We start from the raw sequence: 24802 nt of genomic DNA on the forward strand, positions 1-24802 counted from the left end.
CTGGACCTCGGCGAACGGGATCGTCATCGGGCGCGCGACCTGCTGGTCAAGCAACGGACGCAGCTCGTCAACATGGTGCGGGCACTGCTTGCCGAGTTCGGCATCAACATTCCTCAAGGCATTCGTCTGGCGTTGGAGATGGCGAGCAAGATCATTGACGGCGAGGGGCCTCCCGTGCCGAGGGAAGCGGCAAAGATCGCTGGAAGATTGTCGCAACAGGCGCTCGATACCCATGCGCAGCTTCGGGAGATCGATCTGGATCTCCTCGCTTGGCAGCGGACAAACGATACAGCCCGTCGCTGGACTTGCCCCGCTTAAGTGGAGAGGCATTTGCTCAGCGTGACGCGGTTCGTTCGAACTGCGAGGGGCTGGTGTAGTCGAGCGCGGAATGACGCCTGACGGGGTTGTAGAAGCCGTCGATATAGCGGGCAATGGCATCCGCGGCTTCGTAACGGGTATAGAAGACGGTACGCCATACGAGCTCGGATTTGATGGTCTTGAAGAACGTCTCAACCATGGCATTGTCGTAACAATTTCCCTTGCCCGACATGGAGATACGGATGCCGTGGCGACGCAGTTCGGCCTGGTACTCCACTGAACAATATTGGCTGCCACGGTCCGAATGATGAATGAGCCCTTCGGGCGGACGCCGCATGACGAGGGCCTTGCGCAACGCCGCCAGCGCCAGATCGCGGTGCAGTCGGTCGCCGACGGCCCAGCCGACGACGCGGCGGGAGAAGAGGTCGATGACCACGGCCAGATAGAGCCATCCCTCCCGCGTCCAGATGTATGAGATGTCCACGCCCCACTTCTGGTTGGGTGCCGCCGCGGTGAAGTCCTGGTCGATCATGTTCGGCGCGATCGGCCAGGCGTGCTCGCTGTCGGTGGTCCGCTTGAACCGCCGCTTCTGCCGCCCGCGCAGGCCGTTCTCGCGCATCAGCCGGGCCGTGCGACGCCGCCCGATGGCAAAGCCATCATCCTGCAACTCGCGCGTCATGCGCGGGCTGCCATAGGTGCCGTTCGACAGCGCGAACGCCGAGCGGACATGCGCCAGCATTACCATGTCATCGCGCTGGCGCCGACTGGCCGGCCGATCCTTCCAGGCGAAATAGCCGCTCTGGCTGACGCCGAGCACCCGGCAGAGGCGGTGGACCGGGAAATCCTTCTTCGCCCGATCGACGAGCTGGAACCTCATCGACTTCCCTCCCGGGCGAAAAAAGCGGTCGCCCGCTTCAATATATCGCGCTCCTGCCGGAGGATCTCGTTCTCCCGCCGAAGCCGCTTCAACTCGGCAGCCATATCTGCCTGCGGCGTTTGATCCGGCGTATCCACCAAACGATCCCGGCTGCGGCCGATCCAGCGCACCAGCGTCGATAACCCAACACCCAGGTCCTCCGCGATCTCGCGCTGCGTGCGTCCGCTGGTCGCCGCCAGCCGTACCGCTTCGTTTTCAAATTCCTTCGTGAACCGTCGCTGCTTCGTCATCGAGTTCGCCTTTCACCTTAAGGAGAACTCTCCACTTTTCCAGGGCAAGTCCAATCCAACGCGACGCCACTCGACCCTGGGTTATCTCAGCCCCATGGACTTCGAGCGGCAGGCGCAGGTAGCTTAACCTCGTGTCTACCAGACCGGCAGCAGCTCACAGATGCGGGATCGACGGCTGCAGGGCGTAGAGGCAGTCGTCGAGCGGCAGCAGCGTGTGCCGGCGGAACGCCACAACCATCGCCTCTTCGGCCTCGGACAAGGTGGTGGAATGGGGGGGCCTTCGGCCCGGTCTTTAGATCCTCGACCGTGGCCCGCTTCCGCCATTTGGCCACGGTCTTGGGATTGATCCCCAACTCACGGCTCAGCGTCGTGAGCGAAGCTTGCGACAAGCTGTATTGCTGCTCGGACGGCGTGCGTGGTCGTGGCGCACCCATGACGTACCTGTCCCATACGGCTTCCTTCCATTCCAACGAAAGGATCGCACCATCAAACCGTGGGATCAAACAACTAGCCCGGTCGCTAGCTGCGTCCCTGCTTAAAAGGGGTATAGCGTAAGTCGGCCCCAGTTCCCTATTCAGGGCGACCCAAGCGGCTTCCCAACCGAACGCCCTTTCGCGAGCAAGTGCCGAAGATTCCTACTGGAAGGGGTGGTGCCGCTTACAGGACTCGAACCTGTGACCCCCGCATTACGAAGGCTACTGAAGCGGATTAGTAAGTACATGTAAAATAACGAAGTTTTTGCGTTACGGCTGGTTCCTTTGCCGCTGACCCACGCACATCCAAATCGGGCAGAAGTTCGGGTTTTGGCGGTTGCCTACCCAAAGTGCGTTGGCTTGGAACGGGCCGCGGAATCGACCTGCGCTATACCTGCGCGGGCTACTTCGTACGGGACTGATTGAGAGCCTCCCCGTCGGTCACTCCCTTTTGGTAAATTTGGCACTGTGTCGACAGCGAAACCCGTCCGTAACTGGACAGTCCGTTGCGATCCGCGAACGCTTTGATGAACCCGTCGGGGTCGCTCGTTGCAAGGGCGTTTCGGCAGACTTCGACGATCGCTGGCACCTGCCGCGCCGCGCGCCGTTCCGCCGCTCCAACTTCTCCCGCGGCTGGTGGGCGCATGTCGAGGTCCGTCGACAACCGTTCGGGGGTTTGGAGCGCGAGGATGAATAACGACAGCATAACCCGGTATGCCACGGCAAGTGTTCGATCGCGAGCGGCACGTCGTTCTTGCTTATGGCGACCGTAGAATGTTAGCGTTACCGGAAAGCAGCATAAGCTGCGGGCAAGTGGATGAGAGGGTGGTCCGTTGCGAATTTTGCCTATGATTTCCGTGGCTGTGGCCGCCATTGCCGTTCTTGCTGGCTGTTCGGGGAATGGCCCTGAACAGAATGAAACGGCGTCGAATGCTGTAGCGTCTGAAAATGCAGCTTCGGAGCCGCGCAGCCCGGATGGTAAGCGGTATCTGGCGCAGCCGCTGGTAAAGGACCTCTTCTTCGCCGATCCTTCCGCGCACGTCTTCAACGGCAAGATTTACGTGTATCCCAGCCACGACGTTGATGCCGGCATTCCGGACGACGATCTTGGCAGCCAGTATGCGATGCATGACTATCAGGTGCTGAGTATGGATCGGCCCGGTGGTCCGGTAACCGTGCATCCGGTTGCGCTCGATCTGAAGCAAATCCCATGGGCATCCGAAAAGGCGTGGGCACCGGACGCTGCGTACAAGAACGGTACCTATTACCTGTATTTCCCAGCCAAGGATAAGCAGGGCGTGTTCCGCGTTGGCGTAGCGACGTCTTCCACGCCGGTTGGTCCGTTCAAGGCGGAGCCGAAGCCGATCGAGGGTGCCTACTCAATGGACCCGGCGGTGTTCACCGACGATGACGGCCAAAGCTACCTGTACGTCGGTGGCATCTGGGGCGGTCAGCTTCAGCGCTGGGCGACTGGCAAATATGATCCGAATGCTGGCGATACCGATTTGAAGAAGGACGATCAGCCTGCTTTGTCGGGTAAGGTTGCGCGTCTGTCCGCCGACATGAAGTCGCTTGCCGAACCGCTGCGCGACGCGACCATTCTCGACGAGAACGGCAAGCCGGTCCTTGGCGGTGATCATGACCGTCGCTTTTTCGAAGGATCGTGGACCTTCAAGCGTGGCGGCAAATATTACTACATGTACTCGACCGGTGACACGCACTTCCTGGCTTACGCGATCGGCAACAGCCCATACGGGCCGTTCAAATATACCGGGCGCGTCCTCGAGCCGGTTCAGGGCTGGACCAGTCACGGATCGGTGTTCGAGTTCGACGGCAAATGGTATCTGGCGTATCACGACAGCCAGTTGTCGAATAAGAACCACCTGCGTTCGGCCAAGATTACCGAACTGCGGTTCCGTCCGGACGGCACGATCGAAACGCTCAATCCGCTCAAGGACTGAACACAGCGTTTCGGACCGGGTTCGTCAGCAGGATATGAGTGAGCATTCCGGCGGAGCGAACCTTCAGCCTACCTCTCTCGGATCGCCATCGTCGCATCATCGGCACGAACGCCATAAGTCCTTAATAAAATACGTGAATAACGACCGATATGGACCACGCTTCTGTAACGACCGAACGCCGTGAAGCCGAGCGGCTGCAAAAATTGCAGAGCTTCGCGATTCTCGACACGCCGCAAGAGCATGAATTCGACACGGTCGTGCTGCTAGCGCAGCGGCTATTGAACGTACCGATCGCGCTGGTGTCGCTGCTCGACGATCACCGGCAATGGTTCAAGGCGAAGTGCGGTCTGGATGCGACTGAGGTAGGGCGCGGCGACGCTTTCTGCAGCTATGCGATCATGGCTGACGACATGATGATTGTAGAGGACACGCTCCTTGACGAACGTTTTGTCGAGAATGATTTTGTCGTGCGTGCGCCGTTCATCCGTTTCTACGCTGGCGTCCCGTTGCGTCCCCATGCTGCAGGATACGCCGACGACCTGCCTGGTATCGGCACGCTCTGCATCATCGACACCAAGCCGCGGACGCTGTCGGCAGCGGACCGTAAGGTGCTGCGGCAACTGGCAGCGATGGTGAGTTCGCTTATCGCCGCCCGCTCAAGTGCCGCGGCCGCGTTGCGTCTGTCACAGGAAGCGGTGCGCCATGCTAACGCGTTGGAGCGGCAGCACCTTCAGCTGCGGCAGGCGGAACGAATGGCCGGCATCGGTTCGTGGCGGCTCGATCTGACGGACATGAGCCTGCATTGGTCGGATCAGGTCTATGCCATTTACGGCCTGCCGGTCGGACAGATGCCGTCAGTCGAACAGGGACTGAGCTTCTACCCCGAGGGCCGGCGCGCTGAGATCGCGGGAATGATCGAGCACGCTGCGACGGTCGGCACCCCGTTCGACTTTGAAAGCGACTTCTATACTGTTGACAGACATAAGCGCCGCGTGCGGTCGATGGGCGAAGCGCAGATGGTTGATGGCCGTCCCACGGCTCTGATCGGTGTATTCCAAGATATTACCGATCGCTACGCCCGCGAGCAATCGCTGCGATTGACCGCCGACACCGACTCTCTAACCGGTTTGCCGAACCGCGCCTGTTTTGAACAGCACCTGCGGGAGGCCGTTGATCACGCCAGCGTTGAGCAGGAGCCGCTTTGCCTGCTTTTGTTGGATCTGGACGGGTTCAAGTCGGTCAACGATGCCTTCGGGCATGGCGCGGGCGACGAGGTTCTTCGGATCATGGGCGAGCGCCTGCGTGCGCTTGCCTTCACCAGTACCTTTGTGGCGCGGCTCGGCGGCGACGAGTTCGTCATGCTGCTGACCCGCCCGCGCGATTGCGCTCGTATCGACAAGCAACTGCGCCTCGTCCTTCGCTCGCTACAACATGTCATCGAACGTGACGGTGCTCGACGATACGTCTCGGCAACAATTGGCGCTGCGTTTCTCGAACCGGACATCGCCAGCCCAATCGATCTTGTCCATCGTGCTGACCTTGCACTGTATCAGGCGAAGCGCACACAAAGGGGAACCGCTTGCATTTATGGCGTTGAGCAACCCGTGACCGTCGACGTGCAACTACGATTAGCAACGAACTGATGAACCTCGCAGTTGCAAGGCAGACGGCTGACCCTCTGCCGATTGCCGCCAAATATATCGCAGCACAGATGGGGGTAGAGTATATCGAGATCGGCGCACATCGACCCCGCCGCCTACTCCGTGAGTGATCAAGACGCCAACCGACGGTTCGTTAGCGAGGCGATCAAGCAGCATAAGCGTGATTTGAGCGGAGTTTGCGAACTTTGATGCCGCGGAACGAATGCCCCATCCAGCGGCCGACGTGCGATTAATGGCCTATCATCCCGTGACGCTGTGCAAACCCTGCTCGCCCCGAAGCCTCCACCGTCCAGCAAATACCGTATAAGAACAATGTGAAGATTATCGCCTAATCGTAATTACTTGCGAACTATTCCGGTCTACAGGTGCCTGCCATAATAAGCGGCAAAACGCGTCGCCAATATGGGGGGATCTAATGCACGCGGACAACGCTGTTTTAGGATCGATAGGCCGAAAGCGCGTTTGCTTGGCGTTGTCGACGGTGAATGGTTCGGTTCTGCACGAGACCATTCGGACGTATGATGCGCAGGTTGTAAACGGCGTCTCTGCCGCCCTGACGACCTTTCAGCGCGATCTTGGCATTTCCGCCCTTCCGCGTCGATCGGCGTTCTCGGTTCCGGGCCTGGTTCGGGGAGACGCAATATCGATCACCAAGACCAGCTGGTTCTTGTCCCGGTCCGGCTTGAAAGCGATGTTGGGGGAGCCGCCGCTCGTACTGAACGACTTCGCTGCTGAAGCTTGGGCGCTCTGCGCGGCAGAAGGGCAAGTTCGGGAAGCATTCAGTGGATCGAATGGAAGCCCTGCGAAACGGTCGGGTACCTTCTTGGTGATGGGGATCACGTCGGGATTGGGCGTCGCCGCAGTCCATCGCAGCGAAACGGGCGTGGTAACGGTGCTGCCAACAGAGGCGGGGCATGGTGCTTTTGCGGCTGCTACACCGGAGTTGGCCGATTTAGCGGCATCGCTTTCACTTGGACGCCAACCGGTAACGGCGGAGGGACTGGTATCCGCGCCCGGGCTGCTGGCTATTTACACCGCATTGTCGCGCCAGCGGGGTTGCTTGCCCCGTGCTAAATCCCCGGAGGAAATAACCCGATCGATGGCAACCGATCCGATCGCACATGCCGCTTGCGATTTGCTTGCCAAGGCGTTCTGGGCGCAAGCCGGAAGCCTCGTAATGACCCTCGGTGCTTGGGATGGCCTGCTGGTTGCAGGAGCGGTCGCTCATGCGATCCTGCCGTCTTTACGAAAACCTGAAGCACAGGCGCTGTTCGCAAATTCGATAAAATACCGGCGCGCACTCTCGGATGTCCCAAGATCACTGGTTTCTTACGAGAATGCCGAGCTAGTCGGTTTGGGAGAAGCGTTACGACACCGTTGGGGTCGCGCCTGACCGAGTATGCGATGCAGGGCATCTAAAGTGTCGTTACCGATACTGCCGGCGATCGACGCGTTTTTTCGGCCATGTCGACTCTGGCTGTGAGCTTCTCCAACGCGTTCAGGACGCGACGCTGGTCAATGGAAAGCTTCGTGCACACGCTCGTTGGCCAGCTTGCGGAGCTGCCATTCGTCGAGCGCTCGCTGCGCACGGCTCCGGTTGACGTCGGGAAATTGTCCGATCGTCAGCGGCAGCTTTCGATCATCGAACCGAAATCGCGTTGCCACTCGCAACCGTCATCTTCTGGCGCTAATCAATGACGGTTGGCCCTAACCTGTTCTTAATATGTGAATATTATGGACAATCGATGCATTACGATCTTCCAAAAAGTTGGATCGCTCGTCGCCTTTTCGCGGATAAGCGAGGTGCCGCTACCATCGAGTTTTCCCTTTGTGCTGCTGGTTTTTTAGCGCTGCTGATAGGCACGCTACAGGTCGCGGTTGTCTTTTTCGTTCAGAACGTCGTGCAGACCGCTGCAGAGAAAGCAGCCCGAGAGGTGCTGACGGGCCAAATTCCTTCGGGAACGACGCAAGACCAGTTTCGTCTACGAACATGCGGCAATCTTCCGCCGTTTCTGACGTGCAGCAACCTGTATGTCGACGTTCGAAAGCTGAGCGACCTGAGCGCCGTTGGGTCGGTCGATGCCGGGGTTAGCGTCAACGCCGCCGGTCAGGTAGTAGATGCTACGCGCTTTGAATTGGGCGGTGCCGGTGACATCGTTGTGTTGCGGCTACTTTACAACTGGCCTATCGGTACAGCTCCATTGGGGCTAAAGTTGAGCAATCAAGACGGCGACACCCGTTTGATTGTAGGCACTATGGCGTTCAAGGCGGAACCGTACGCATGATCCGCGCGCCTTTTTCTTCCCTACTGGATGATCATCGTGGAACCGCGCTTATCGAGTTCGCTATACTTTTGCCAGTGCTGCTGATCCTATTCCTTGGCGTATACCAGCTAAGCGACGCAATTATGGCTAAGCGCAAAACGACGATCATGACACGGGCGGCAGGTGATATGACCTCGCAATACCGTGGGTTGACCACCGGCGAACTAGATAGTTTGTTGGATGCCTCGACAAAAATCTTGATGCCGTATTCCGCTGCTTCTGCCAAGTTGCGTGTTACCCAGATAACGGTTGAGAGCAGCGGCACCGTTTTCCGGGTAGACTGGAGCCGCAGTCGCAACGCTTCTGCGCTTGCTACCGGACGCTATTACGCAACCGCGATCCCGGCTGCGTATCGTCAGCCGAATACGGTCTATATCTACACGCAGTCAGCTTACACCTACGACAACGCGCTCTCCAGTTTCTTTGGGCCAATCACGTTCTCCGATGACCTCTGGCTACTACCCCGCCGCTCTTCCACCATCACCTTGTCATGAGCCAAGCGATGCTAATATCATTCTTACGCGCATTCGGGTGTAATCAGCGCGGTAACGTATTGATGATCTTCGGGCTGGGCTTGGTGCCGATAACCTTCGCTACCGGTATGGCGATCGACTACGGAAAGGCGATGCGGTTGCAGACCGAATTGAACGCTGCTGCGGACGCTGCGGCACTGTCCGCAACCAGTGCAGCTATGATGCGCCAATCGCTCGCGACTGCACAGGCGCAGGCACGCGTTATGTTTCAGGCGCAAACCACGGATCTGCCCGGCCTCATCCCCTTGAACTATGCGGACACAGCGCAAGTCTCGGTTACCGTTACTGAAGGAACGTCACAAGTAGAAGGCTTCGTCCGTACGTCAACGGTTACCTACCGTGGTCAATCAACCAACAGTTTCGCCGGAATATTGGGCAAGGAAACGCTAACGGTTTCAGGTACAGCTACTGCGAAGGCGTCTACGGCCCCTGATACCGATTTCTACGTGCTGCTCGATGCGTCGTCATCCATGGCACTGCCGACCACAACCGCCGGCATCAATTTTCTGAAGTCAAGGACGGTTCGCAACGGAAATCCTGACGGCTGCGCCTTTGCTTGTCACCAAACGAACCCGGACAATCCAAACATTCGTAATTCCAGCGGTCAGATTATTGATTATTATACCTTTGCGCATGACAACGGCATCGAGCTACGAATTGATGCCGGCAAGCACGCCATCCGCGATATGGTCGCAAACGCGCGCAGCGAGGGTGCATCGAACGGCGCGGCTTATCGCTTCTATCTCGCCACATTCGATCGCAGTGCCAATTATCGTGAACTGACCGGCGCTACACCGTCAGCTGACTTCAATTACGTCAGTTCAAAGGCTACCACGGCGGAGACCATTGCCGTGCAGATGCACGGCTACATGTACGATCGACAAACAGAGCATGCCGGATCACTGGCCAAGCTGAACGCCGCCGTGACTTCCAACCCGGGAAATGGCCTTCGCACGCCCGGCGATCGTCCGAAAGCAACATTGTTCCTAATTACCGACGGCATGCGCGATGAGGAAATAAACGGTCGGCAAATGGGTCCAATAGCCCCAGATCAGTGCGACGCTATTAAGGCGCGCGGCATTCGCATTGCTGTCCTGTACACAACCTATACGCCTGAATCTATCAATTACGAGGCGTGGTCGGTTAACAATGTCGTCCCACGGTTGCCCGAAATTGCCCCGGCTCTCAAGCGTTGCGCATCGGATGACCTATTTTTCGAAGTTTCGACAGACGGCAACATATCGCAAGCGCTGGCCGCACTGTTTCAAAAAGCTGTGCAAACGTCGCGGCTGACACGCTAGCCAGTCCAATACCGTGGCCGTCAAATATCTTCCACGACATAAAGTCTCGGGCATGATCACCGTCCTGCTCTAGAATGACGTAAGCCCGGCCCTTCAGGCGTAGTTCCTGCGAATTGAACCGGTTGTCGCGTGGGCGCTCGGGGAACAGCTTCGCGGCTGATCCGAACAGGTCGGCGGGTTCACCCGAAGCGGGCGCGGTTGCACATTTTGGCGAAGATGGGATGCGGCGGCGGCGGACGGAAGTCGAAAATTCTCTTCGATAGATTCGCCCGTCGCATAAGGCAGGAACGCGAACAGTCGATTTCGGCTGGTGAAGGAGGGCGGACGCATCGAGGCGTTGTGCGGTCAGGAATTGGCGCTCTTATCGGATGAACAGGCGTACGAAACGCAGCTTCTGCTACTCGATCTTAGTCGAGGGCCATCGGATGGCGCGTCACCCGACCGTCGAACGTCGGCTTCGTTGGGCAACCGCGATGCAGGGTAAAGTGCTCAAAGTGCGCTCTCGTACCGGTGCTGTAGGCTCGAAACGCTTTCACTCGGCCGTGGCAAGCCGGACAGCGTTTCACCTCGCGCGGTCGTTTGAGAGCCTCATCAATGCCGACGATGACCCATTCCGCCCCGTCCCGCATCTCGCAAGTGTCGCCCGCCACGTCAGTCCTCTCTTATTCGGGTCTAATTTCGTCCTTGGACCTGCTTGGAGGACGATGAGGAATCGGGCAAGCATCTGAACTCACAGAACAGCAACTAAGGGGGGAGAAGGCAGTGGCGGACACAATCGTCGTTCCTATGGCGTCGAAACGAGAAATTCTCGACCGCATCGAACGGTTGACGGTTTCGGCTGATGCGAAGGTTCTGTTGCATCAGCTTGCCGGTGTCACGATGCGGGTGGGGAACCAGCTTGTGGAAGTAGGTCGCTGCATCCTTTCCTTCGTTTTCGAGGCTGTGAAGCTCTTTCCCCACATCGCTTTGGGGGTCGTGGTCGGCTTCACGATGTGGTGGCTTATTGGATCGGCGGCGCTCTTGGGTGCGTTGCTCGGTCCCATTCTTGGTCCGCTTCTGGTGGCGTTTGGTCTCGGCATGGGTGCGATCGCGGACGTCGCCGACGGCGGGCTGCGGTCGCGAGTGGAGGACTTCGCGGGATCGTTCGATCCAGCGGATCGAAACTGACGAATGCCGGCAAGCATCGACCGGGTTGTCGCTGACACCCTACGCTTTAAAAACAGGCTTCAAATAGGTGAAGACGCGTATGCGCTCCTTCGCGCCCGAAAGACGCTTTTTTCGCTGTGGGACGCTGGGGGTGCTGGTTGGACCGGCGTCGGGGTCGCGAAATCATCTTGGGTCGCCACCTCGTTCTTCGCGCCGGCAGCATCGACCGGTGTAATGAGCTGGTTAGGGCTGGCTGCACCGGCAGCTGCGGTGACGCCGCTCGGCTGGTTGGTTGTGGCGGGATTGGTCGCCGGCGGCGGTTATTACGGGGTAACCCGATGGATGGCGAGCGGTCCGGATAAGTTCGTCGACACCATTCCAAAGTTCATCAACACGCCAATCGATTTGCTGGGTGCCGGCCTTTTCGACTTGACCGCACCATTGGCGTTGCAGGTTGCGCGAGCCGACGGCTTCATCCACGAAACCGAGCGGGAAACGATCGCGCGACATTTCGTAGAGGATTGGGGCTTCGACCCGGTCTATGTATCGGAAGGTTTGCGGCTGCTGGAAAATCGGCCCGACGAACGGCGGGTTACGGCGTTGGCGAAAGCCCTATCCGATTTCCAACGCGCCAGCCCGGACTGCAACCCGGCGGCGATGCAACACGAATTGATGCAGTTTCTGAACGACGTTGTCGAAGCCGACGGTGTGATCGCCTGGCGCGAGACGCGAGCCTTAGCGGCGATTGAGGCTGTGTTCAAAGCTGAGAACGCACTGCTTTCCCGTGACACGGTTCGCCGAGCGAGGGGAATGGCCAAAGGTGTTCGAACAACTGTCGAGAAGGCGGTGACGGCTGCGAGCGGGGCGGTGGTCGAGGCTACACAATCGGGCACCGCCATTTTTGACGAAGTGTCATTGGCAGTGAGGGCGAAAGCTACCGAAGCGTTACGGCGTTCCACGCAATCGGAGGGTGTCACCGAGTGGCCTCGACCGCCCGGGGACGAGTAGCGTTATTGCGACCAGCCGGCGGGACCAGATGAATGTGGCCATCCCTACGCCGCGGATCAACGCACGCAGGGATGGCCGTTCTCCCCTTATTCGAGCAGGAAATATCTGCCGTCTGGTCCAACATTCCAACGGTGTCGCCGTGGGTCAGCGCCGGTGCCGGTCGAAATCCTGATGCCGAAATGTTGTGAATTGAACCCGAGCGTTCCCATCACCGCTCGTAACCGCGGCAGGGTGTCGATGCCCTCAGTAATGCACGCCATGATGAGTACGTCGGCCATGTCATGCCGGTTGTCGCCACATTCGTTCATGAGCTTACGCAAACGGCAAAAGACGTCGTCTTCACGGTCCGGTGACGGTTTGATGGGGCGGGGTTTGATAATTATTCCTGCCGCCGACTTTGGTGTAGTCATTAGCTTATACCTTCATGATCGGGGCTTGCGCCCAAAAAAATAGCCTGAGCCAACGAGGAAGCTGCCCGTCCCCGGCCGAAGCCAGGAACGAGCGAAAGATCGAGATTAGGATGGGGTCCAGTCTACGCCTTGACGGTTCGCGCCGGCCTCCACCGCGGCCAGCAGCGTGTCGTTCGCCAGATGGCTGTACCGCTGGGTCGATTTGTGGTCCGCGTGCCCGAGTACCCGTCCGACGGCGAATAGATCGATGCCGGCGTTGATCATGAAGGACGCGGCGCTGTGGCGCAGGTCGTGTATCCGCAAACCCGGCAGGCGCGCCTTGTCGCGAGCGTGCTGCCAAGCGTGCTTGATCTCCGTGAAGGGCTTCAACGTGTCCGGGTTCGGCAACAGGTACGGACATGTTCCGAACCGGGGTATGCTCTGGATGACGTCGACGGCCTGCTTCGAGAGGGGAACGTGCCGGGCCTTTCCCGTTTTCGACGTGGGGATCAGCCAGGAACGACGCTCCAGATCAATGTGCCGCCATTCCGCGTTCAGCAACTCCGACACTCTCGCGCCGGTCAACAGCAGCAAGGCCACGATGTATTTCAGCTGCTTATTCCGGGACTCTGAGACGGCCGCTTGAAGCCGCTGGGCTTCCGCGGGGTTGAGATAGCGCTCGCGAGCGTTGTTGATGGGCGGGCGCTTGATGCCGTGGGTCGGGTTCCGGCTCGCCCCGGTCACGTTCCATTCGATCGCCAGTTCGAACGATCGGCCGAAGATGACGCGAATCTTCTCGACGGTCGCGGGAGCCAAGCCTTCCGCACTCTTGGCGGCGAGCCATTGCGCGACGTCCGGCTGGTGGATTTCCGACAGCCGAAGCTTGCCCCACCGCGGCAGGATGTGACGACGCATGTACATTTCGGTCGTATCGTACGACCGTTGATAGGTCTTGGCGTGCGTCAGATGGCGGCCGGACAGTTCCGCGTAGGTCGGAATGGCTTTGACGTCGGCCTTCTTCGCCGCGGGGTCGCCGCCCAGCACGACTTCGGACTGGCGTGCCGAGCGTGTTCAGCGGCGGAATGCGCAGCACGTTAGTATCGTCAAGATTGAGCACCCCCTCGTCGGCATATTTGTCGAGCAGGGCGCGTAATACGGCGCGGGCCTGCTCGCCATATTTGGCGAAAACATCGCGTTTCTGAACATTCTCCGCTCGCTCGCGGCGGGTCAGCGGATTGCGATCAAAGGCAACGTGGCAAATCAGGTCGAACGGATCGAGGTCCTTGCCGAGTTCATCCGCAATGACATCAAGCGCGAGGCCTTCCGCTGATATTTCCTCGACCAGCGCCTGTTTGCGTTCGGCACCATTCCACCGGGTAAGGAACTCATCCAGGCTCGAAAAGTGCTTACGCAGCGCCTTCTTGGTGAAATCACGCAGGCTTTCGGTAACGAGCTTTCCGCTTTCTTCCAGATATTCCACGCGCTCGGCTACGATGACGACGGGCACGCCATCGACATAGACCTTGCCACGCCTGCCGCCGTCATCTGTGATGGTCACATCCGGCGTGTCGCCATCGTCGATGATGATTTCGTCCTCGCCCGGTTGGTCGCCCTGATCGTCGGCGGGATCGCCGACAGTGCTGTCGTCATCGGGTGGCGTAACAGGATCATCCTCGCCCGGCTTATAAATTTGAACGGGTTCGCCATCGAAATCCGGGTCGGCGAAATGGTTTGTTGCCCCTCGGAAATCCATCAGCGTGAAGAAAAATTTGCGACTGTCTTCGTGAACACGCGTGCCGCGCCCGACAATTTGCTTGAACTCGGTCATCGACCCAACGTCTCGATCGAGGACGATCAGACGGCAGGTCTGGGCATCGACGCCGGTGGACAGCAGCCGTGACGTTGTGACCAGCACCGGATTGGGGCTCTCGGGGTCGATGAAATTCCCGAGTTGCGCCTGACCCTCGGGATCGTTGCTCGTAATCCGCATGACATAGCGGGAACTCTTTGCCGCAAGGTCGGCGTTCTCATTTATCAACGCCTGTCGCATTCGCGCCGCGTGTTCCTGATCGACGCAGAACACGATGGTCTTCTGGTAACGGTCGCCGCTGTCCTTCAAGAATTCCGTAACCTTGCGCGCCACGAGCTTGGTCCGGTCATCCAGGACCAACGTCCGATCGAAATCGCGCGTATTGTAGATGCGATCCTCGACCTCTTTGCCGTCGCGATCAAGCTGGCCCTTCTCGGGGCGATAGCCCTGAATGTCGCGATCTACATGGACCTTGATGACCTTATAGGGCGCAAGGAAGCCGTCTCGGATGCCCTGTTTAAGGGTGTAGCTGTAAGCCGGTTCGCCGAAATAGTGGATGTTGGAGGCATATCGGGTTTCTTTGGGCGTGGCCGTCAAGCCGATCTGCGTGGCGTCAGAGAAATGCTCAAGAATTTCGCGCCATGCGCTGTCCTCCGCCGCGCTACCGCGGTGGCATTCGTCGATAACGATGAGGTCGAAGAAGCCGGGCGAGAACTCCCTGAAAAGCTTCTGCCGTTCCTCCGGCCCGGTGATAGCCTGATAAAGGCCGAGATAAATCTCGTATGCCGTGTCCACGCGCCGCTTCTTATCCATGGCGATTGGCAGGTCGATGTTCGTGCCGTCATCACGTTCGATGGTCTTCGCGTTGGCGGAAAGCTTGGCCATAGCCGGGCCGAATGGCCGAAAATCGTTGACCATGGTCTGATCGACCAGCACGTTCCGGTCAGCGAGAAACAGGATGCGCTTTTTGTGCCCGCCCTTCCACAATCGCCAGATGATCTGGAATGCGGTGTAGGTCTTCCCGGTGCCGGTCGCCATGACCAGCAGAATGCGGTTTTGCCCAGTCGCGATGGCTTCCATGGCCGCGTTGACCGCATTGACCTGATAATATCGCGGCTGCTTGCCGCTGCCGTCGTCATAGTAATCTTCAAGGACGATCTCCTCACCTTCTGGCGTCAGGCCCTTCCAAGCAGCATATTGCCGCCATAGCTCGTCCGGTGACGGGAAAGCTTCCAGGGGCAACGTGATTTCGCGCGTGTCGCCTGCGCCCGTGCGGTTATGGAATACGAACCCATCGCCATTCGACGCGAACACGAAGGGGATATCGAGGGTTTCAGCATATTCCAGCGCTTGCTGCATACCCGCGCCCATGGGCTGGGTATTGTCCTTTGCCTCAATCAGCGCCAGCGGGACGTTCGGTTTGTAATAAAGGATGTAGTCAGCACGCTTGCCTTTGCCACGACTGACCATCTTTCCGCGAACGATGATGCGGCCTTTTGTGAAACTGACCTCTTCTCTAATCTGCATCATTTCATCCCAGCCGGCGTCCTTGACAGCAGGCGTTATGAATTTTGTGCAAATGTCTCGTTCGCTCAGAGATCGTTTATTGAACATCGAAGGCCCATCCCGTGTGACCTCACCCTAGAGGCATGATGACGATCTTGCCAGTTGGCATGTGAATTTGCCGATTCGGGCGCATTCTCGATGTTCCTGCGCTCGGGAGCCGATAGGCAAGGCGCCGCCAGCGCAGCGATAGGAAGGCTCATAATTGAAGGGTCTGGTTCCGCCGGAAGCAGCCGTTGACGGGCGCTACCCCTAATGGCCGCAATGTCCCAAACCCTGCCGTTCCGTGCACCTGCACGGGCTGGCTGAGGGAGTGAGCCTAATCGTCTTCAAGAATGGCGGGTTGGGAGGGGAGTTCGAACGGCGATGAACGCCCGTAAATGAGTCGTAGAGCCTACCCATTTCGCCCTTTGGCTTAAGGTCAGCCGTCATTATGGCGTGGTCCGGTGTCGGCGGGGAAAGCGACAGACCGGCTAGGGCAGGCGGGCTCAGATGTTTTGTCGATTAGCGCCTCGCTCTGCACGAGCCGCTGTTCCTACCCAAAGGCGTCCCAAACAGGACCCACGCAACCAACCAGCCGAACGCACGTTCGCTGGGCCGCTTCATTGTTTCCTACTGAAAGGTGACACTGCTACTTAAGGACTTCGCAAGTGACACGAGCGTTTATAGCGGCTTAGCCGGAAAATTGCTACTTATGAAAAGCGGTTAGCGGAAAAAGTGCTACTTGGCACCTTCGCTGCCCCGACCCGACTGCGCCACAGGGCGACGCCACCGTGGCCATTACGGGCAGATCGGCGATGATCGGTCTGCTCTACGTCGTATGGTCGGATCTCATCAGTCCAGTCCACACAGACCCAGGAAGGCATCGTCGAACTCCACCTTGGCATACGCATCTGGGGACTGGCGTCGGTAGGTGTGGAGGAGAACGCCACATTCATCGATCGCGCGAACGAGCGCCGGCTGAGGCAGGCCCGGGAGCAGCAGGACGAGTCGATGGTCCCCAAGCCTCGGCAGAAGCCTTGGATAGAGCTGAAGCTGGCCCATCCCACCGTAGACATCCGCGGCCGAATTACCCGTCTTGATCTCGACTAGGAGGGCACCGGCGGGCGCGGCAATGACCGCGTCTACTTCGTAGCCTGCAGCGTGCCTCGGCTTGTCGATCAGGATGCCAGCCGAACGAAGGAGAAGGGCGAGCTGCTGCCACACCTCGCCCTGCAGCCGCCGCACCTCCTTTGCATCGACCGCGATCCTTGGCCCGACGGTGTAGCCTTCAGCCTGCTCGTCACGCCCAAGTCCCTCCACAGGCGCGGTGTCCGGCAGATCGCCATCGACCTCGGCGTCGCGCAGTCGCGCCAAGGCGCAGCGATCGACGAAGCGGCCGGTCGCATCCCTGATGTCCTCCGCATCGACGTCCAGCCGCGTGACAATGTGCCACTCCCGCTTCTTCCCGCTGGTATCGCCGTTCAGGACGGGGGTCGGTTCAAGGTTTGTGAGACGACGAAAGTCAACCTCCAGGATGTGCGGATTACCCGCGATGGGCGAATTGAGCCGCCCCTGCCTTATCAAGAAGGGCGCTCCCTGCTCGTTGACGGCGATTCCCGTGGTCACGTTAGCGTTGCCTGGTGTGTCGGCCTCGTTGATCTGCACGGCCCAGTAACCGCCCGTCGGGTCGGTCCCAAGCGCCGTCCGCTCGCCCAAACTTTCGCTACGGTTGTCAGCTTGGTTGCGGAAGACGATGCGTTGCTCGGGCAGGCGCCATAGTAGGCCGTCCCTTACGCCAGTCTCTATGAGCGCTCGACGCCATGTCTCGAATCCATGACCGACGACCTTCGGGTCCGAACTCATCGTCAACATCGAACCGCTCCTCCGCATGATCGAAGTGGATCGTGCCCGACGACCTACTCGGTCAGCAAGGGTCTCCTCAGAACGGAGCGCTTCGAAGACCTATCCGTCAGCCCCTGGACCCGCCCGGGGTCGTCTCCTCCCAGCTCTCGAAAGCGCTAGGAGGATCGCCGCCGCCTCGTCGACGCTCGTTGCCCGGACGAGGCGTCACGGCGCCCGCGGGCCGGACGTGGGCCAGCCGGCGGCAAGGACCAGTCGATCTCGGGAAGGCGTTCATCCCTCAGGAAAGCGTTGGCTGCGCTGAACGGCTTGCTTCCGTTGAACGGAACGTCCGTCGAGCCTTCGACCAACTTCCGGCTGGCGCAGGGGTGGTCCGAGAGTAGCACCTTGTGGTCGGTGCCGTCGAAGACCGACTTGAACTCGCCAGCCTTGCCTCCCCATAGAAGGATCACGGTCTTGCGTTCCCGCCGCGCCATGACGCCAAGCACGGCCCGAGTGAACCTCGGCCAGTCGAGGTCGCCATGCGCCCACGTGTAGCCGACGAGGTTGGTCAGCGCCGCGTTGAGAAGTAACACGCCCGACTTCGCCCACGGCTTCAGGTTTCCACTTTTCCTCCCGTTCCACCCAAGGTCTCGCCGAGCCTCGGCCAGGATCTTGGAGAGAGCGCTCGGCAGCTTGGCGTCGCGACGCACGCTGAAGGCCAAGCCATCGGCGTCACCGGGGTTAGGATACGGGTCCTGCCCGACTATGACGGCACTCACCTTATCCACCGATACGAGGTTCAGCGCCCTGAAGATGTCGGACCGGCAAGGCGCCACCCTCGCGTCGCCACTCTCCGCAGACAGTTCAGCCGCCTCCAGGGCGTTGGCTATCTCTGCCATGTATGGCTGATCGAATTCAGCCCTCAGGGCGTCACGCCACGACGGCTCCACTAGCAAAGAGAACAGCTGGTCCGTGGAAGATGGCGTAGTCATGGCGCCGAGGTGCGCGGACGCAGGCGTACGATCAAGCCCTCCATTCCATGGAGGGCCAAACATGGACCGGTATGCCATCAACGACGACATTGAACATGTCTTCATGCCTGGCCGATTCACGGGAGTTCCCGGGACGACGTAGCTGGACTAGCAGACGATAAGCATCTCGCTCCGGGGCGCTGATTTCAGGCTCGATATCAGCTGCCCCGTAGCGATCGTCGCCATGATGCTCGGAAGCCGCCTCGGTGACGCCGTTTCCGACTCCACCGGAGCGCAGAACTTCGCTTTACATAGCAGCGATGCCGACGCTCCGATTAGGCGGTGACCGGCATTGGCGCCAGACACGCTTCCAGCAGTTGCCGAAGATCAGGCGCTACTTCGTGACCAGGCACGATGCGATAGGAGTTCAGCAGCTTGTCGTCGTGACCATCGGCCTTCACGACGACCTTCAAGGCCGCCAAGAGCTTCTTACCCTTGACGGTTTCCGGCCGGGCGCCGCCGGCCGCATCCCACAGCGCGTCCGAACTCGGTGAACCGCCGTTGGGGAAGAGTTCCCAGTTGACCACCTTCCGCTTGGCGAAGAACGTGTCCTTTGCCTGCCCGACCTTGGCGGCCGCTGCGACACGCCAGCCTTCGGCGACAGCCTCATCTACACCATAGATGGCCACGAGGTGGGCGGCAGCGCAGAAGTAGGCCTCGACGTCGCATCCGGCCGTAACCCATGCAAACGCGCCGTCCGTCTTGAAGCGTTCGGCCCACGTAGTTGCCTCGTCCGGCGACATGAAGTCGCCGTCCCGGTGAATGATCGCCTTGATCTTGAGCTGTCCGTCCACGAGCAAGCCGTTCAGCAGCTTGTCCTTCGGCAGGTTCTCGATGCCGAAGCAGCGGCACACCGCGAGCTGCCGGGACAGTTCGGGCCATTGACGCAGGATCGCACGAAGCGCCGTGTCGTCCTCATCCTCGACGAAGAACAACGCGGACTTGTCGAGGCCTCCCCAACCTAGGAGGCGACGGATCGCCTCGCCGTCGTCCGTCTCGATCCGGCCGTCGTTCATCCATACCAGCTTGACCGCCGGGCTTGCGCTCCGCGCGATGTGGGGGCTGTGCGTGGTCAAAATGATCTGGGTGTCCGTATCCGCCGCCGCGAGCTCAAGCGCCTCAATGAGCCTCTCCTGCTTGTCGGGATGCAGATGGGCATCAGGCTCGTCGATGAGCATGATCTTCGGCTCGAAGAGAATCAGATACGCGAAGATCTGGATGACCTGCAGCAGGCCGGTGGCCGCGGTCTCCAGCGGCCGGTTCTGATTGCCGAGGCCCGGAGACGTGTACGTGGCCGAGATGTGATAGTCTTCGCGCTCGTCGAACGACACGTCGACCTGAATGCCGGGATGCACGGTGCCGATGTAGGCGTTCAGCTGATCGAGCCGCGCCACGCCACCGTTTCCGTCGGTCTCGGTAACGCGTCGGCTGCGCAGGCTGAGCAGGATGTTCCTCAGCACGCCGCCGGCGTCGCCGCTAGCCGCCTGCCTGCGGAGGGACGGCTGCGCCAGGATGCTCTCGCGTTCGGACAGTCCGGCCAGGCCGGGTATGTAGGCGGTTATGAACTGGACGCGTTGCTTGTATGGCGTCACCGCCGCGCCGCCCTCCATGTAGGCGGTGATGCCGCCACGGTTGCGAGCCGCCCGGATCCTGACCGTCGCCTGCGAACGCTCCTCGCCGATCGGAACGTGACCGAAGATCACCTCCACCGGGGTCGAAGTCTTGTCCGTCTTGAGTTCGCTTTTGTGGGCGGTGCGCAGTGGCTCGCTACTCGGCAGGTAGTCGAGCCGCTCGAACGAGATCATCTCCGTGGTGTTCCGGTGGGCGATGTAGCTCGCCGAGCGTGCGGCCCAGTGAACCGCCTGCAGAACGGAGGATTTGCCCGAGCCGTTCGGGCCGACAAGGATTGTCACCTGCCCGAGCGGTATGACGGCGTCCTGCGTCGCCTTGAAGTTCCGGACGGTGATCGACTCCAGCCGGGTCCAACGTCTCGCCCGGGTGGAGCGGGTGTCGGTCACTCCGGTTGCCGGCTGCCCATCACCCATAGCTGCATCATAGGCGGGCTCAGGTATGTCGCTGACGAAGGCCACCGTGCTTGTGAGATCGCCTGCATCTTTGAGAATCTGAATCTCATCCCCGGTTGAGATAGCCGTGGCCGCGGCCTGATCGACAACCGGCTCGACCTCGTTGATTTCGAGTTCAGACGCCGACACGGTTTGCTCGTCATCGTTCAAGTCATTGCCCCCTCTCGCCGAGGTTGTAGGATCGGAAGTCAACACCGCCAATAGGATATCCGTAGAAGCTCGGACCGCCGGCCTTCCGAAGAAGAGAGATCTGCGACATGGATCCGCTCGGACAGCAACCCCCCGCAACTCCGTTTGAAGCCCGCCGCCCGTCCGGGTCCGCGAGCCAGCGGCCTTAATGGACTGATCGAGGCCGCCAACGTATTCGCTCAGGGGTCAGGCAGCCGATCCGCTGAACTTCGTATATATCAGCTCAGGTGGACTGGGCGGCCGTATGACCCGCTCAACCGCGACCAAGTGGATCGTCCCGGGATTCACCTACTTGGGCATGAGATTCGTCAACGGGCAGACCCTTTTTCACCCCGGACCGAACGGCGAGACTGCCGGTGTCACCTTCATCGCGCCTCGGGACGGCGACTATCGGTTCGTCGGGAAGTTCCAGATCACAGCAAGGTGCGGCAATGGGATCATTGCGGAAGCAAATGGGATACGCGCGCCGCTTGTCGACGGGGATCTGCCGTTCTCGTTCACGAAGCGACTGTCGAGAGGCGAGACGGCATCGTTCGTCGTCGATCCCAATAGGGATGCGGGTTGTGACGAAACATCGATCGAACTCACCGTGGATCGACAATGATGCTCGGCAACGAGCCGAGCCGCCCACCTGCAGCAAATCAAAGGTATCCTGCACTTGGCCGGCTAGTTTCCGCACGGTCATTGGCCGGACCGATCGTGCCGAACCACCGTGCCCCCCTCCGGGTCGCTGGTCAGGGTCGCCACGGCATCTCGATGTCGACCCGGCCGACGTCGAATGAAAGCCGCGTCGAACCCGCGACCTGCGCCGCCCGCTCGATCACGAAACCACCCGCGCGCAGAAGCGGATGATCCACGACCTCGACGAGCGGACGCCCGACGCATGCGGCCGTGACGGTGGCGGGCAACGACCCCGCCAGCTTCAGATGCGCAGCACCCGCATGGGTCGACAGTTCGTAGCCATCGCTGCGCAGGACGATCTCGAGGGAGTCACCCAGGATGGACGCTTCGATCCACTCTCCCGGTGCTCCTTCCGAGATGATCGCGTCACCGACCAGCGGCGTCAGGGGATAGGTAGACGTGCCGGGGTTGGCGAACGACGGGGACGGGGCGACCCGGCGAAACAATGGCGGGGACTGCGGACGGCGCCGCACCTTGCGCACCATCGTGCTCCCCGGCCACCGGTGGCCGGGCCGGATCCGCTGCAGCGCGGACCCGACGTCAGACCCGGCCATGGCCAGCACGTCAGGCACGATCGCCGACATGGAGTGGACCGTAGCGACCAGGTAGGAGCGGAAGCTCGCAAGGCGCATAGTCTCGACCAAACGGTCGAGCATCAGACCCTCCTTGCGCGCCCGGGCTCCGGCCGCGTCGCGGGCGAGCGTCCGCTCGTCGGCGATGGTCAGTTCGGCCATGCTCATATCGGCGATCATGCTTCACCTCCCGGCGCATGCGACGCCACGATCAGGCCGAGGAGGTGCTGCGTGAGCACGTCCGATCCCCTGCAGTGGGCGAGTTCACCCCAGTCGTCCCAACGGTGCACGCGCGTCGCCAACCAGCCGAAGAAGTCGTCGCGGACCTCGGCATCCGTGAACGACGTCGACCACGAGACGCGAAGGGTCGGCATTCGCACGCCGGCGCCGGCCGCCATGCCGGTCAGCGTGACGAGATGCGTTCGCCCGACCTGTTCGCGTGCGAAGAGATGGCGGCGGCGACCGATGGCCTGCTCGAAGGAGCGAAGCGCGCGGTCGCGATCCTCGTGAGCCGAGCCTCGGCCTCGCGCCACAACCGCGTCGACGACTTCCGGCAGGGGCAGATCCTCCCATTCCGGCTCGCGCGTCGCCTGCAGCATCAGCATGACCGATCGACCCTCGGTGCTGAGCGGTGCCTCCAGGCAACTGACCGGACGCCCAAATCTGTCAGCGGTCTCCAGCAGGCCGATGCTGGAAAGCCAGCACATGTAGAATCGCCACATGGCCATATCGCCGTCGAACAGGTCATGCCTGCGCTCGATGGTTCCGGTCCACGGGTCGTCGATCGAGGTCAGTACGCGCAACAGCAGCTCGTGCTGCTCCGGGGCGAAATGGATGTCGGGGAAGTCCATCCGCCCGTTCCAGAACGCATCGCGGACGCTGCGGAAGGTGCGTCCCTGCTCATCCTCCAGCTTGGAGCCGTTTGCGCGCAGCCACCAGCCCCACGGCAGGTCCACGCCGGCACGGTTGCGATCCACCATGGTCAGCCCCCTTTCCGCGGATCGAGGCCGATAGCCGGAAGCGGCGGACCCTCGCGCGGCTGGACCGGCTTCCCGTCGGCGATGGCGCGCAACTGGGCGGCGAGGTTCGTGACCTCCCGCACCACGTAGGCGTCGTCCCGATAGACCGCCGCGGTCTCGGCCGCCAGGAACGACCGGGGGCGACCATCGGGGATCGGGACCTGGTCGTAGAGGTGGTTGCAGTCGAAGCCGAACCACCAGACGTGCCCGCCGCTCTCGACGCGATACTCGCTTCCGTGCCTCAGCGGCTCCCACATCTTCGGCGTCACCGGCACGTGGCAGATGCGGCGGGACTCCATGACGAGGCCGCGCTGCGGCGACGGACCGTCCTCGTCGCAGATGCGCGAATAGGTCAGTCCGCCGTGCACCTCGATGCCGAGGTCCGGCGCGACGGCGTCCTGGTCCCATCCCCAAAGCGGATGCCCTTCGGGAACGCCGACGTAGCCGCTGAGGTACGCCTCCTTCCTGTCGCGAAGCATGATGCACTCGTACCCGCTGGCCGGATCCCGCCAGGCGACCTTATCGGCCTCGCCAAGCCACGGGCCGGTCCCGCGCGGTTTGGCGCCATCGACGAAATAGATCTCGGCTGCCGGGATCGTCATGTCGCTGGTCGCGTATGGGCGGTCGGTCACGAGGGTGACGCCGTGCTCGCGGGCGACGCTGCCGCCGTCGCCCGGCAATTTCGCCAAGGCTCGGGGCGACTCCAGGATGGGCGCCAGTGACGTGCCGGTTATCGGTGTCAGCGCCGAACTGTTGGACTTGGGTGACGCGCTCTTCTTCTTGCCGGGCATGATGTTCTCCTTCGATTTTGGTCCGGGGGTGCGATCCTGCTCGCTCAGGCGAACCGTGTTCTCGGGGTGATGCGGACGAGTTCGGGACAGAGCGCCTTGGCGTTGGCCTCGACCGCGTAGACGTTGGCGGCGAGCCAGAACTGTTCGCCGACGAGGTCGTCGTCATCGACCTCCTTCGCCCACATCTTGATGTCGGCGAACCAGCGATAGCCACGGGCGCGCAACTGATCCTTGACGTCGAACGCGGCCCCGCGGGCACGGACCAGCCAGCTGGACCTGCCACCGCGCTCGATCATCTCAGCGAGCGCGGTGCGCCCTTCGGCGTCGCGTCCGCGCAGCATCTGGATCAGCGCGTCGACGTCCGAACTGGCGCGGTGGCCACAGTGGTAGAAGCCCGACTGCAGTAGCAGATACCCCAAGACGCGGCCGTCGAACCCGCGTGCGCGCCAGTCGACCTGGCGCATCGAGCAGCACCAGCTAAGGCCGCGCGCGTCCGGCAGGCGGTTCTCGATCCAGCGGCGGTCGAAGACCGAATTGTGCGCCACGACGAAGCTGGCCGACCTCAGCAGCCGGGTGGCGTCGTCGGTGTCGATCTCGCGACCCGCCACGTCGGCGTCGGTAAGCCCGGTGAGCGCGGTGATGTCGGGATGGAGCGGATCACCCGGATCCTCCCGCCATTCGAACGCCTCGTCGATGTCCGTGATGACGCCGTCAGCGTCGTACCGAAACCGGCGGATCGCCAGCTCGATGATCTTGCCCGTGGCCGGGTCGAGCCCGGTGGTCTCAACGTCCAGCGCGACGCCGACGTGACGACCGCGACCGACGCCGTCACCGGTCGGACCCTCGTGCAGGCGGAGCGGATGGAGGACGCGCGCGTCCCCGTTGCCGGCCGCGGGGCGGCCGACCTCGACTTGCAGATTCATGTCAGTCTCCCCGTGCTGAACAGCGCTGGGGTTG

At 60.9% G+C, this 24802-nt stretch carries 20 protein-coding genes and 3 pseudogenes; 11 read left to right on the forward strand and 12 right to left on the reverse strand.

The genetic code is table 11. The features are described from left to right. Positions 1-318: pseudogene (locus ASE70_RS20090) on the forward strand (hypothetical protein); the annotation flags it as partial. A gap of 16 nt (positions 319-334) precedes the next feature. On the opposite strand, the gene ASE70_RS02575 reads toward ASE70_RS20090, so the two are convergent. Continuing rightward, a protein-coding gene (locus tag ASE70_RS02575; protein ID WP_156355931.1) for an IS3 family transposase occupies positions 335-1485 on the reverse strand; the annotation gives its coding sequence in 2 pieces (ribosomal slippage) (positions 335-1221 and positions 1221-1485; 1152 coding nt in all). 157 nt (positions 1486-1642) lie between these two features. Continuing rightward, positions 1643-1935: pseudogene (locus ASE70_RS02585) on the reverse strand (IS481 family transposase); the annotation flags it as partial. Between the two features lie 871 nt (positions 1936-2806). Between ASE70_RS02585 and ASE70_RS02595 the strand changes: the two are divergent. The 9 genes from ASE70_RS02595 (at position 2807) to ASE70_RS02625 (ending at position 11892) form a co-directional block, all read left to right on the forward strand. Then, a complete protein-coding gene (locus ASE70_RS02595; protein WP_082450570.1) occupies positions 2807-3919 on the forward strand; it encodes a glycoside hydrolase family 43 protein in 1113 nt (370 codons plus the stop codon). Positions 3920-4068: 149 nt separating this feature from the next. After that, positions 4069-5562, forward strand: a complete 1494-nt coding sequence (locus tag ASE70_RS02600; RefSeq protein ID WP_056501184.1) for a diguanylate cyclase domain-containing protein — start codon at positions 4069-4071, stop codon at positions 5560-5562. 433 nt (positions 5563-5995) lie between these two features. After that, on the forward strand, positions 5996-6973 hold the full coding sequence (locus tag ASE70_RS19040; protein ID WP_082450572.1) for a glucokinase: 978 nt from the start codon (positions 5996-5998) through the stop codon (positions 6971-6973). Positions 6974-7044: 71 nt separating this feature from the next. Further along, complete coding sequence (locus ASE70_RS19465; RefSeq protein WP_156355933.1) at positions 7045-7278, forward strand: hypothetical protein; 234 nt, start codon at positions 7045-7047, stop codon at positions 7276-7278. A 47-nt stretch (positions 7279-7325) separates the two neighbouring features. After that, positions 7326-7865, forward strand: a complete 540-nt coding sequence (locus ASE70_RS02605; protein WP_056501186.1) for a TadE/TadG family type IV pilus assembly protein — start codon at positions 7326-7328, stop codon at positions 7863-7865. Then, positions 7862-8398, forward strand: a complete 537-nt coding sequence (locus tag ASE70_RS02610; protein WP_056501189.1) for a TadE/TadG family type IV pilus assembly protein — start codon at positions 7862-7864, stop codon at positions 8396-8398. Before ASE70_RS02605 ends, ASE70_RS02610 begins: the two co-directional genes overlap by 4 nt. Positions 8399-8460: 62 nt before the next feature. After that, positions 8461-9738 carry a pilus assembly protein TadG-related protein gene (locus ASE70_RS02615; RefSeq protein WP_056501193.1) on the forward strand — a complete coding sequence of 426 codons (1278 nt, stop codon included), beginning with the start codon at positions 8461-8463 and terminating at the stop codon, positions 9736-9738. A 762-nt stretch (positions 9739-10500) separates the two neighbouring features. Next, on the forward strand, positions 10501-10905 hold the full coding sequence (locus ASE70_RS02620) for a hypothetical protein (RefSeq protein WP_156355934.1): 405 nt from the start codon (positions 10501-10503) through the stop codon (positions 10903-10905). Positions 10906-10908: 3 nt separating this feature from the next. Then, on the forward strand, positions 10909-11892 hold the full coding sequence (locus ASE70_RS02625; RefSeq protein ID WP_056501197.1) for a TerB family tellurite resistance protein: 984 nt from the start codon (positions 10909-10911) through the stop codon (positions 11890-11892). Between the two features lie 86 nt (positions 11893-11978). Here the strand turns inward: ASE70_RS02625 and ASE70_RS20505 are convergent, their stop codons facing one another. The 6 genes and pseudogenes from ASE70_RS20505 to ASE70_RS02655 form a co-directional block, all read right to left on the reverse strand. Beyond that, entirely contained in the window at positions 11979-12170 is a 192-nt protein-coding gene (locus tag ASE70_RS20505; protein ID WP_156355936.1) for a hypothetical protein, read from the reverse strand. A gap of 237 nt (positions 12171-12407) precedes the next feature. Next, the gene (locus tag ASE70_RS19050) at positions 12408-13202 is read right to left on the reverse strand and encodes a site-specific integrase (RefSeq protein WP_082450579.1); all 795 of its coding nucleotides are present in this window, start codon (positions 13200-13202) and stop codon (positions 12408-12410) included. Positions 13203-13329: 127 nt separating this feature from the next. Continuing rightward, positions 13330-15705, reverse strand: a pseudogene (gene hsdR / locus ASE70_RS02640) (EcoAI/FtnUII family type I restriction enzme subunit R); the annotation flags it as partial. 783 nt (positions 15706-16488) lie between these two features. Continuing rightward, the gene (locus ASE70_RS02645) at positions 16489-17508 is read right to left on the reverse strand and encodes a hypothetical protein (RefSeq protein ID WP_056399234.1); all 1020 of its coding nucleotides are present in this window, start codon (positions 17506-17508) and stop codon (positions 16489-16491) included. Between the two features lie 146 nt (positions 17509-17654). Continuing rightward, entirely contained in the window at positions 17655-18575 is a 921-nt protein-coding gene (locus ASE70_RS02650) for a uracil-DNA glycosylase (protein ID WP_082438941.1), read from the reverse strand. 209 nt (positions 18576-18784) lie between these two features. Next, positions 18785-20743 (reverse strand): ATP-dependent nuclease, encoded by a 1959-nt coding sequence (locus ASE70_RS02655; protein WP_200909504.1) that lies wholly within the window; start codon positions 20741-20743, stop codon positions 18785-18787. Positions 20744-21026: 283 nt separating this feature from the next. On the opposite strand from ASE70_RS02655, the gene ASE70_RS02660 reads away from it, so the two are divergent. After that, positions 21027-21386, forward strand: coding sequence for a hypothetical protein (locus ASE70_RS02660; protein ID WP_056399240.1), 360 nt, complete (start codon positions 21027-21029; stop codon positions 21384-21386). Positions 21387-21516: 130 nt separating this feature from the next. On the opposite strand, the gene ASE70_RS02665 is transcribed toward ASE70_RS02660, so the two are convergent. The 4 genes from ASE70_RS02665 to ASE70_RS02680 are packed head-to-tail and all read right to left on the reverse strand — an operon-like array spanning position 21517 to position 24768. Next, positions 21517-22215: a hypothetical protein gene (locus tag ASE70_RS02665; RefSeq protein ID WP_056399243.1), complete on the reverse strand. Its 699-nt coding sequence runs from the start codon at positions 22213-22215 to the stop codon at positions 21517-21519. Next, complete coding sequence (locus ASE70_RS02670) at positions 22212-23015, reverse strand: hypothetical protein (RefSeq protein WP_056399246.1); 804 nt, start codon at positions 23013-23015, stop codon at positions 22212-22214. Before ASE70_RS02670 ends, ASE70_RS02665 begins: the two co-directional genes overlap by 4 nt. Positions 23016-23017: 2 nt before the next feature. After that, positions 23018-23845: a hypothetical protein gene (locus ASE70_RS02675; protein WP_056399251.1), complete on the reverse strand. Its 828-nt coding sequence runs from the start codon at positions 23843-23845 to the stop codon at positions 23018-23020. A gap of 44 nt (positions 23846-23889) precedes the next feature. Next, the gene (locus tag ASE70_RS02680; protein WP_056399254.1) at positions 23890-24768 is read right to left on the reverse strand and encodes a 3'-5' exonuclease; all 879 of its coding nucleotides are present in this window, start codon (positions 24766-24768) and stop codon (positions 23890-23892) included. Positions 24769-24802: the final 34 nt, after the last annotated feature.

Source organism: Sphingomonas sp. Leaf22, assembly GCF_001421715.1.
Classification (GTDB): domain Bacteria; phylum Pseudomonadota; class Alphaproteobacteria; order Sphingomonadales; family Sphingomonadaceae; genus Sphingomonas.

What these genes read in the sequence shown, in the direction of transcription:
- ASE70_RS02595 (WP_082450570.1), top strand. Translation starts at nt 2,807, where the DNA reads ATGATTTCCGTGGCTGTGGCCGCCATTGCCGTTCTTGCTGGCTGTTCG.
- ASE70_RS02600 (WP_056501184.1), top strand. Translation starts at nt 4,069, where the DNA reads ATGGACCACGCTTCTGTAACGACCGAACGCCGTGAAGCCGAGCGGCTG.
- ASE70_RS19040 (WP_082450572.1), top strand. Translation starts at nt 5,996, where the DNA reads ATGCACGCGGACAACGCTGTTTTAGGATCGATAGGCCGAAAGCGCGTT.
- ASE70_RS19465 (WP_156355933.1), top strand. Translation starts at nt 7,045, where the DNA reads ATGTCGACTCTGGCTGTGAGCTTCTCCAACGCGTTCAGGACGCGACGC.
- ASE70_RS02605 (WP_056501186.1), top strand. Translation starts at nt 7,326, where the DNA reads ATGCATTACGATCTTCCAAAAAGTTGGATCGCTCGTCGCCTTTTCGCG.
- ASE70_RS02610 (WP_056501189.1), top strand. Translation starts at nt 7,862, where the DNA reads ATGATCCGCGCGCCTTTTTCTTCCCTACTGGATGATCATCGTGGAACC.
- ASE70_RS02615 (WP_056501193.1), top strand. Translation starts at nt 8,461, where the DNA reads ATGATCTTCGGGCTGGGCTTGGTGCCGATAACCTTCGCTACCGGTATG.
- ASE70_RS02625 (WP_056501197.1), top strand. Translation starts at nt 10,909, where the DNA reads ATGCCGGCAAGCATCGACCGGGTTGTCGCTGACACCCTACGCTTTAAA.
- ASE70_RS20505 (WP_156355936.1), bottom strand. Translation starts at nt 12,170, where the DNA reads ATGGCCGACGTACTCATCATGGCGTGCATTACTGAGGGCATCGACACC.
- ASE70_RS19050 (WP_082450579.1), bottom strand. Translation starts at nt 13,202, where the DNA reads ATGTACATGCGTCGTCACATCCTGCCGCGGTGGGGCAAGCTTCGGCTG.
- ASE70_RS02645 (WP_056399234.1), bottom strand. Translation starts at nt 17,508, where the DNA reads ATGTTGACGATGAGTTCGGACCCGAAGGTCGTCGGTCATGGATTCGAG.
- ASE70_RS02650 (WP_082438941.1), bottom strand. Translation starts at nt 18,575, where the DNA reads ATGAAGACATGTTCAATGTCGTCGTTGATGGCATACCGGTCCATGTTT.
- ASE70_RS02660 (WP_056399240.1), top strand. Translation starts at nt 21,027, where the DNA reads ATGACCCGCTCAACCGCGACCAAGTGGATCGTCCCGGGATTCACCTAC.
- ASE70_RS02665 (WP_056399243.1), bottom strand. Translation starts at nt 22,215, where the DNA reads ATGATCGCCGATATGAGCATGGCCGAACTGACCATCGCCGACGAGCGG.
- ASE70_RS02670 (WP_056399246.1), bottom strand. Translation starts at nt 23,015, where the DNA reads ATGGTGGATCGCAACCGTGCCGGCGTGGACCTGCCGTGGGGCTGGTGG.
- ASE70_RS02675 (WP_056399251.1), bottom strand. Translation starts at nt 23,845, where the DNA reads ATGCCCGGCAAGAAGAAGAGCGCGTCACCCAAGTCCAACAGTTCGGCG.
- ASE70_RS02680 (WP_056399254.1), bottom strand. Translation starts at nt 24,768, where the DNA reads ATGAATCTGCAAGTCGAGGTCGGCCGCCCCGCGGCCGGCAACGGGGAC.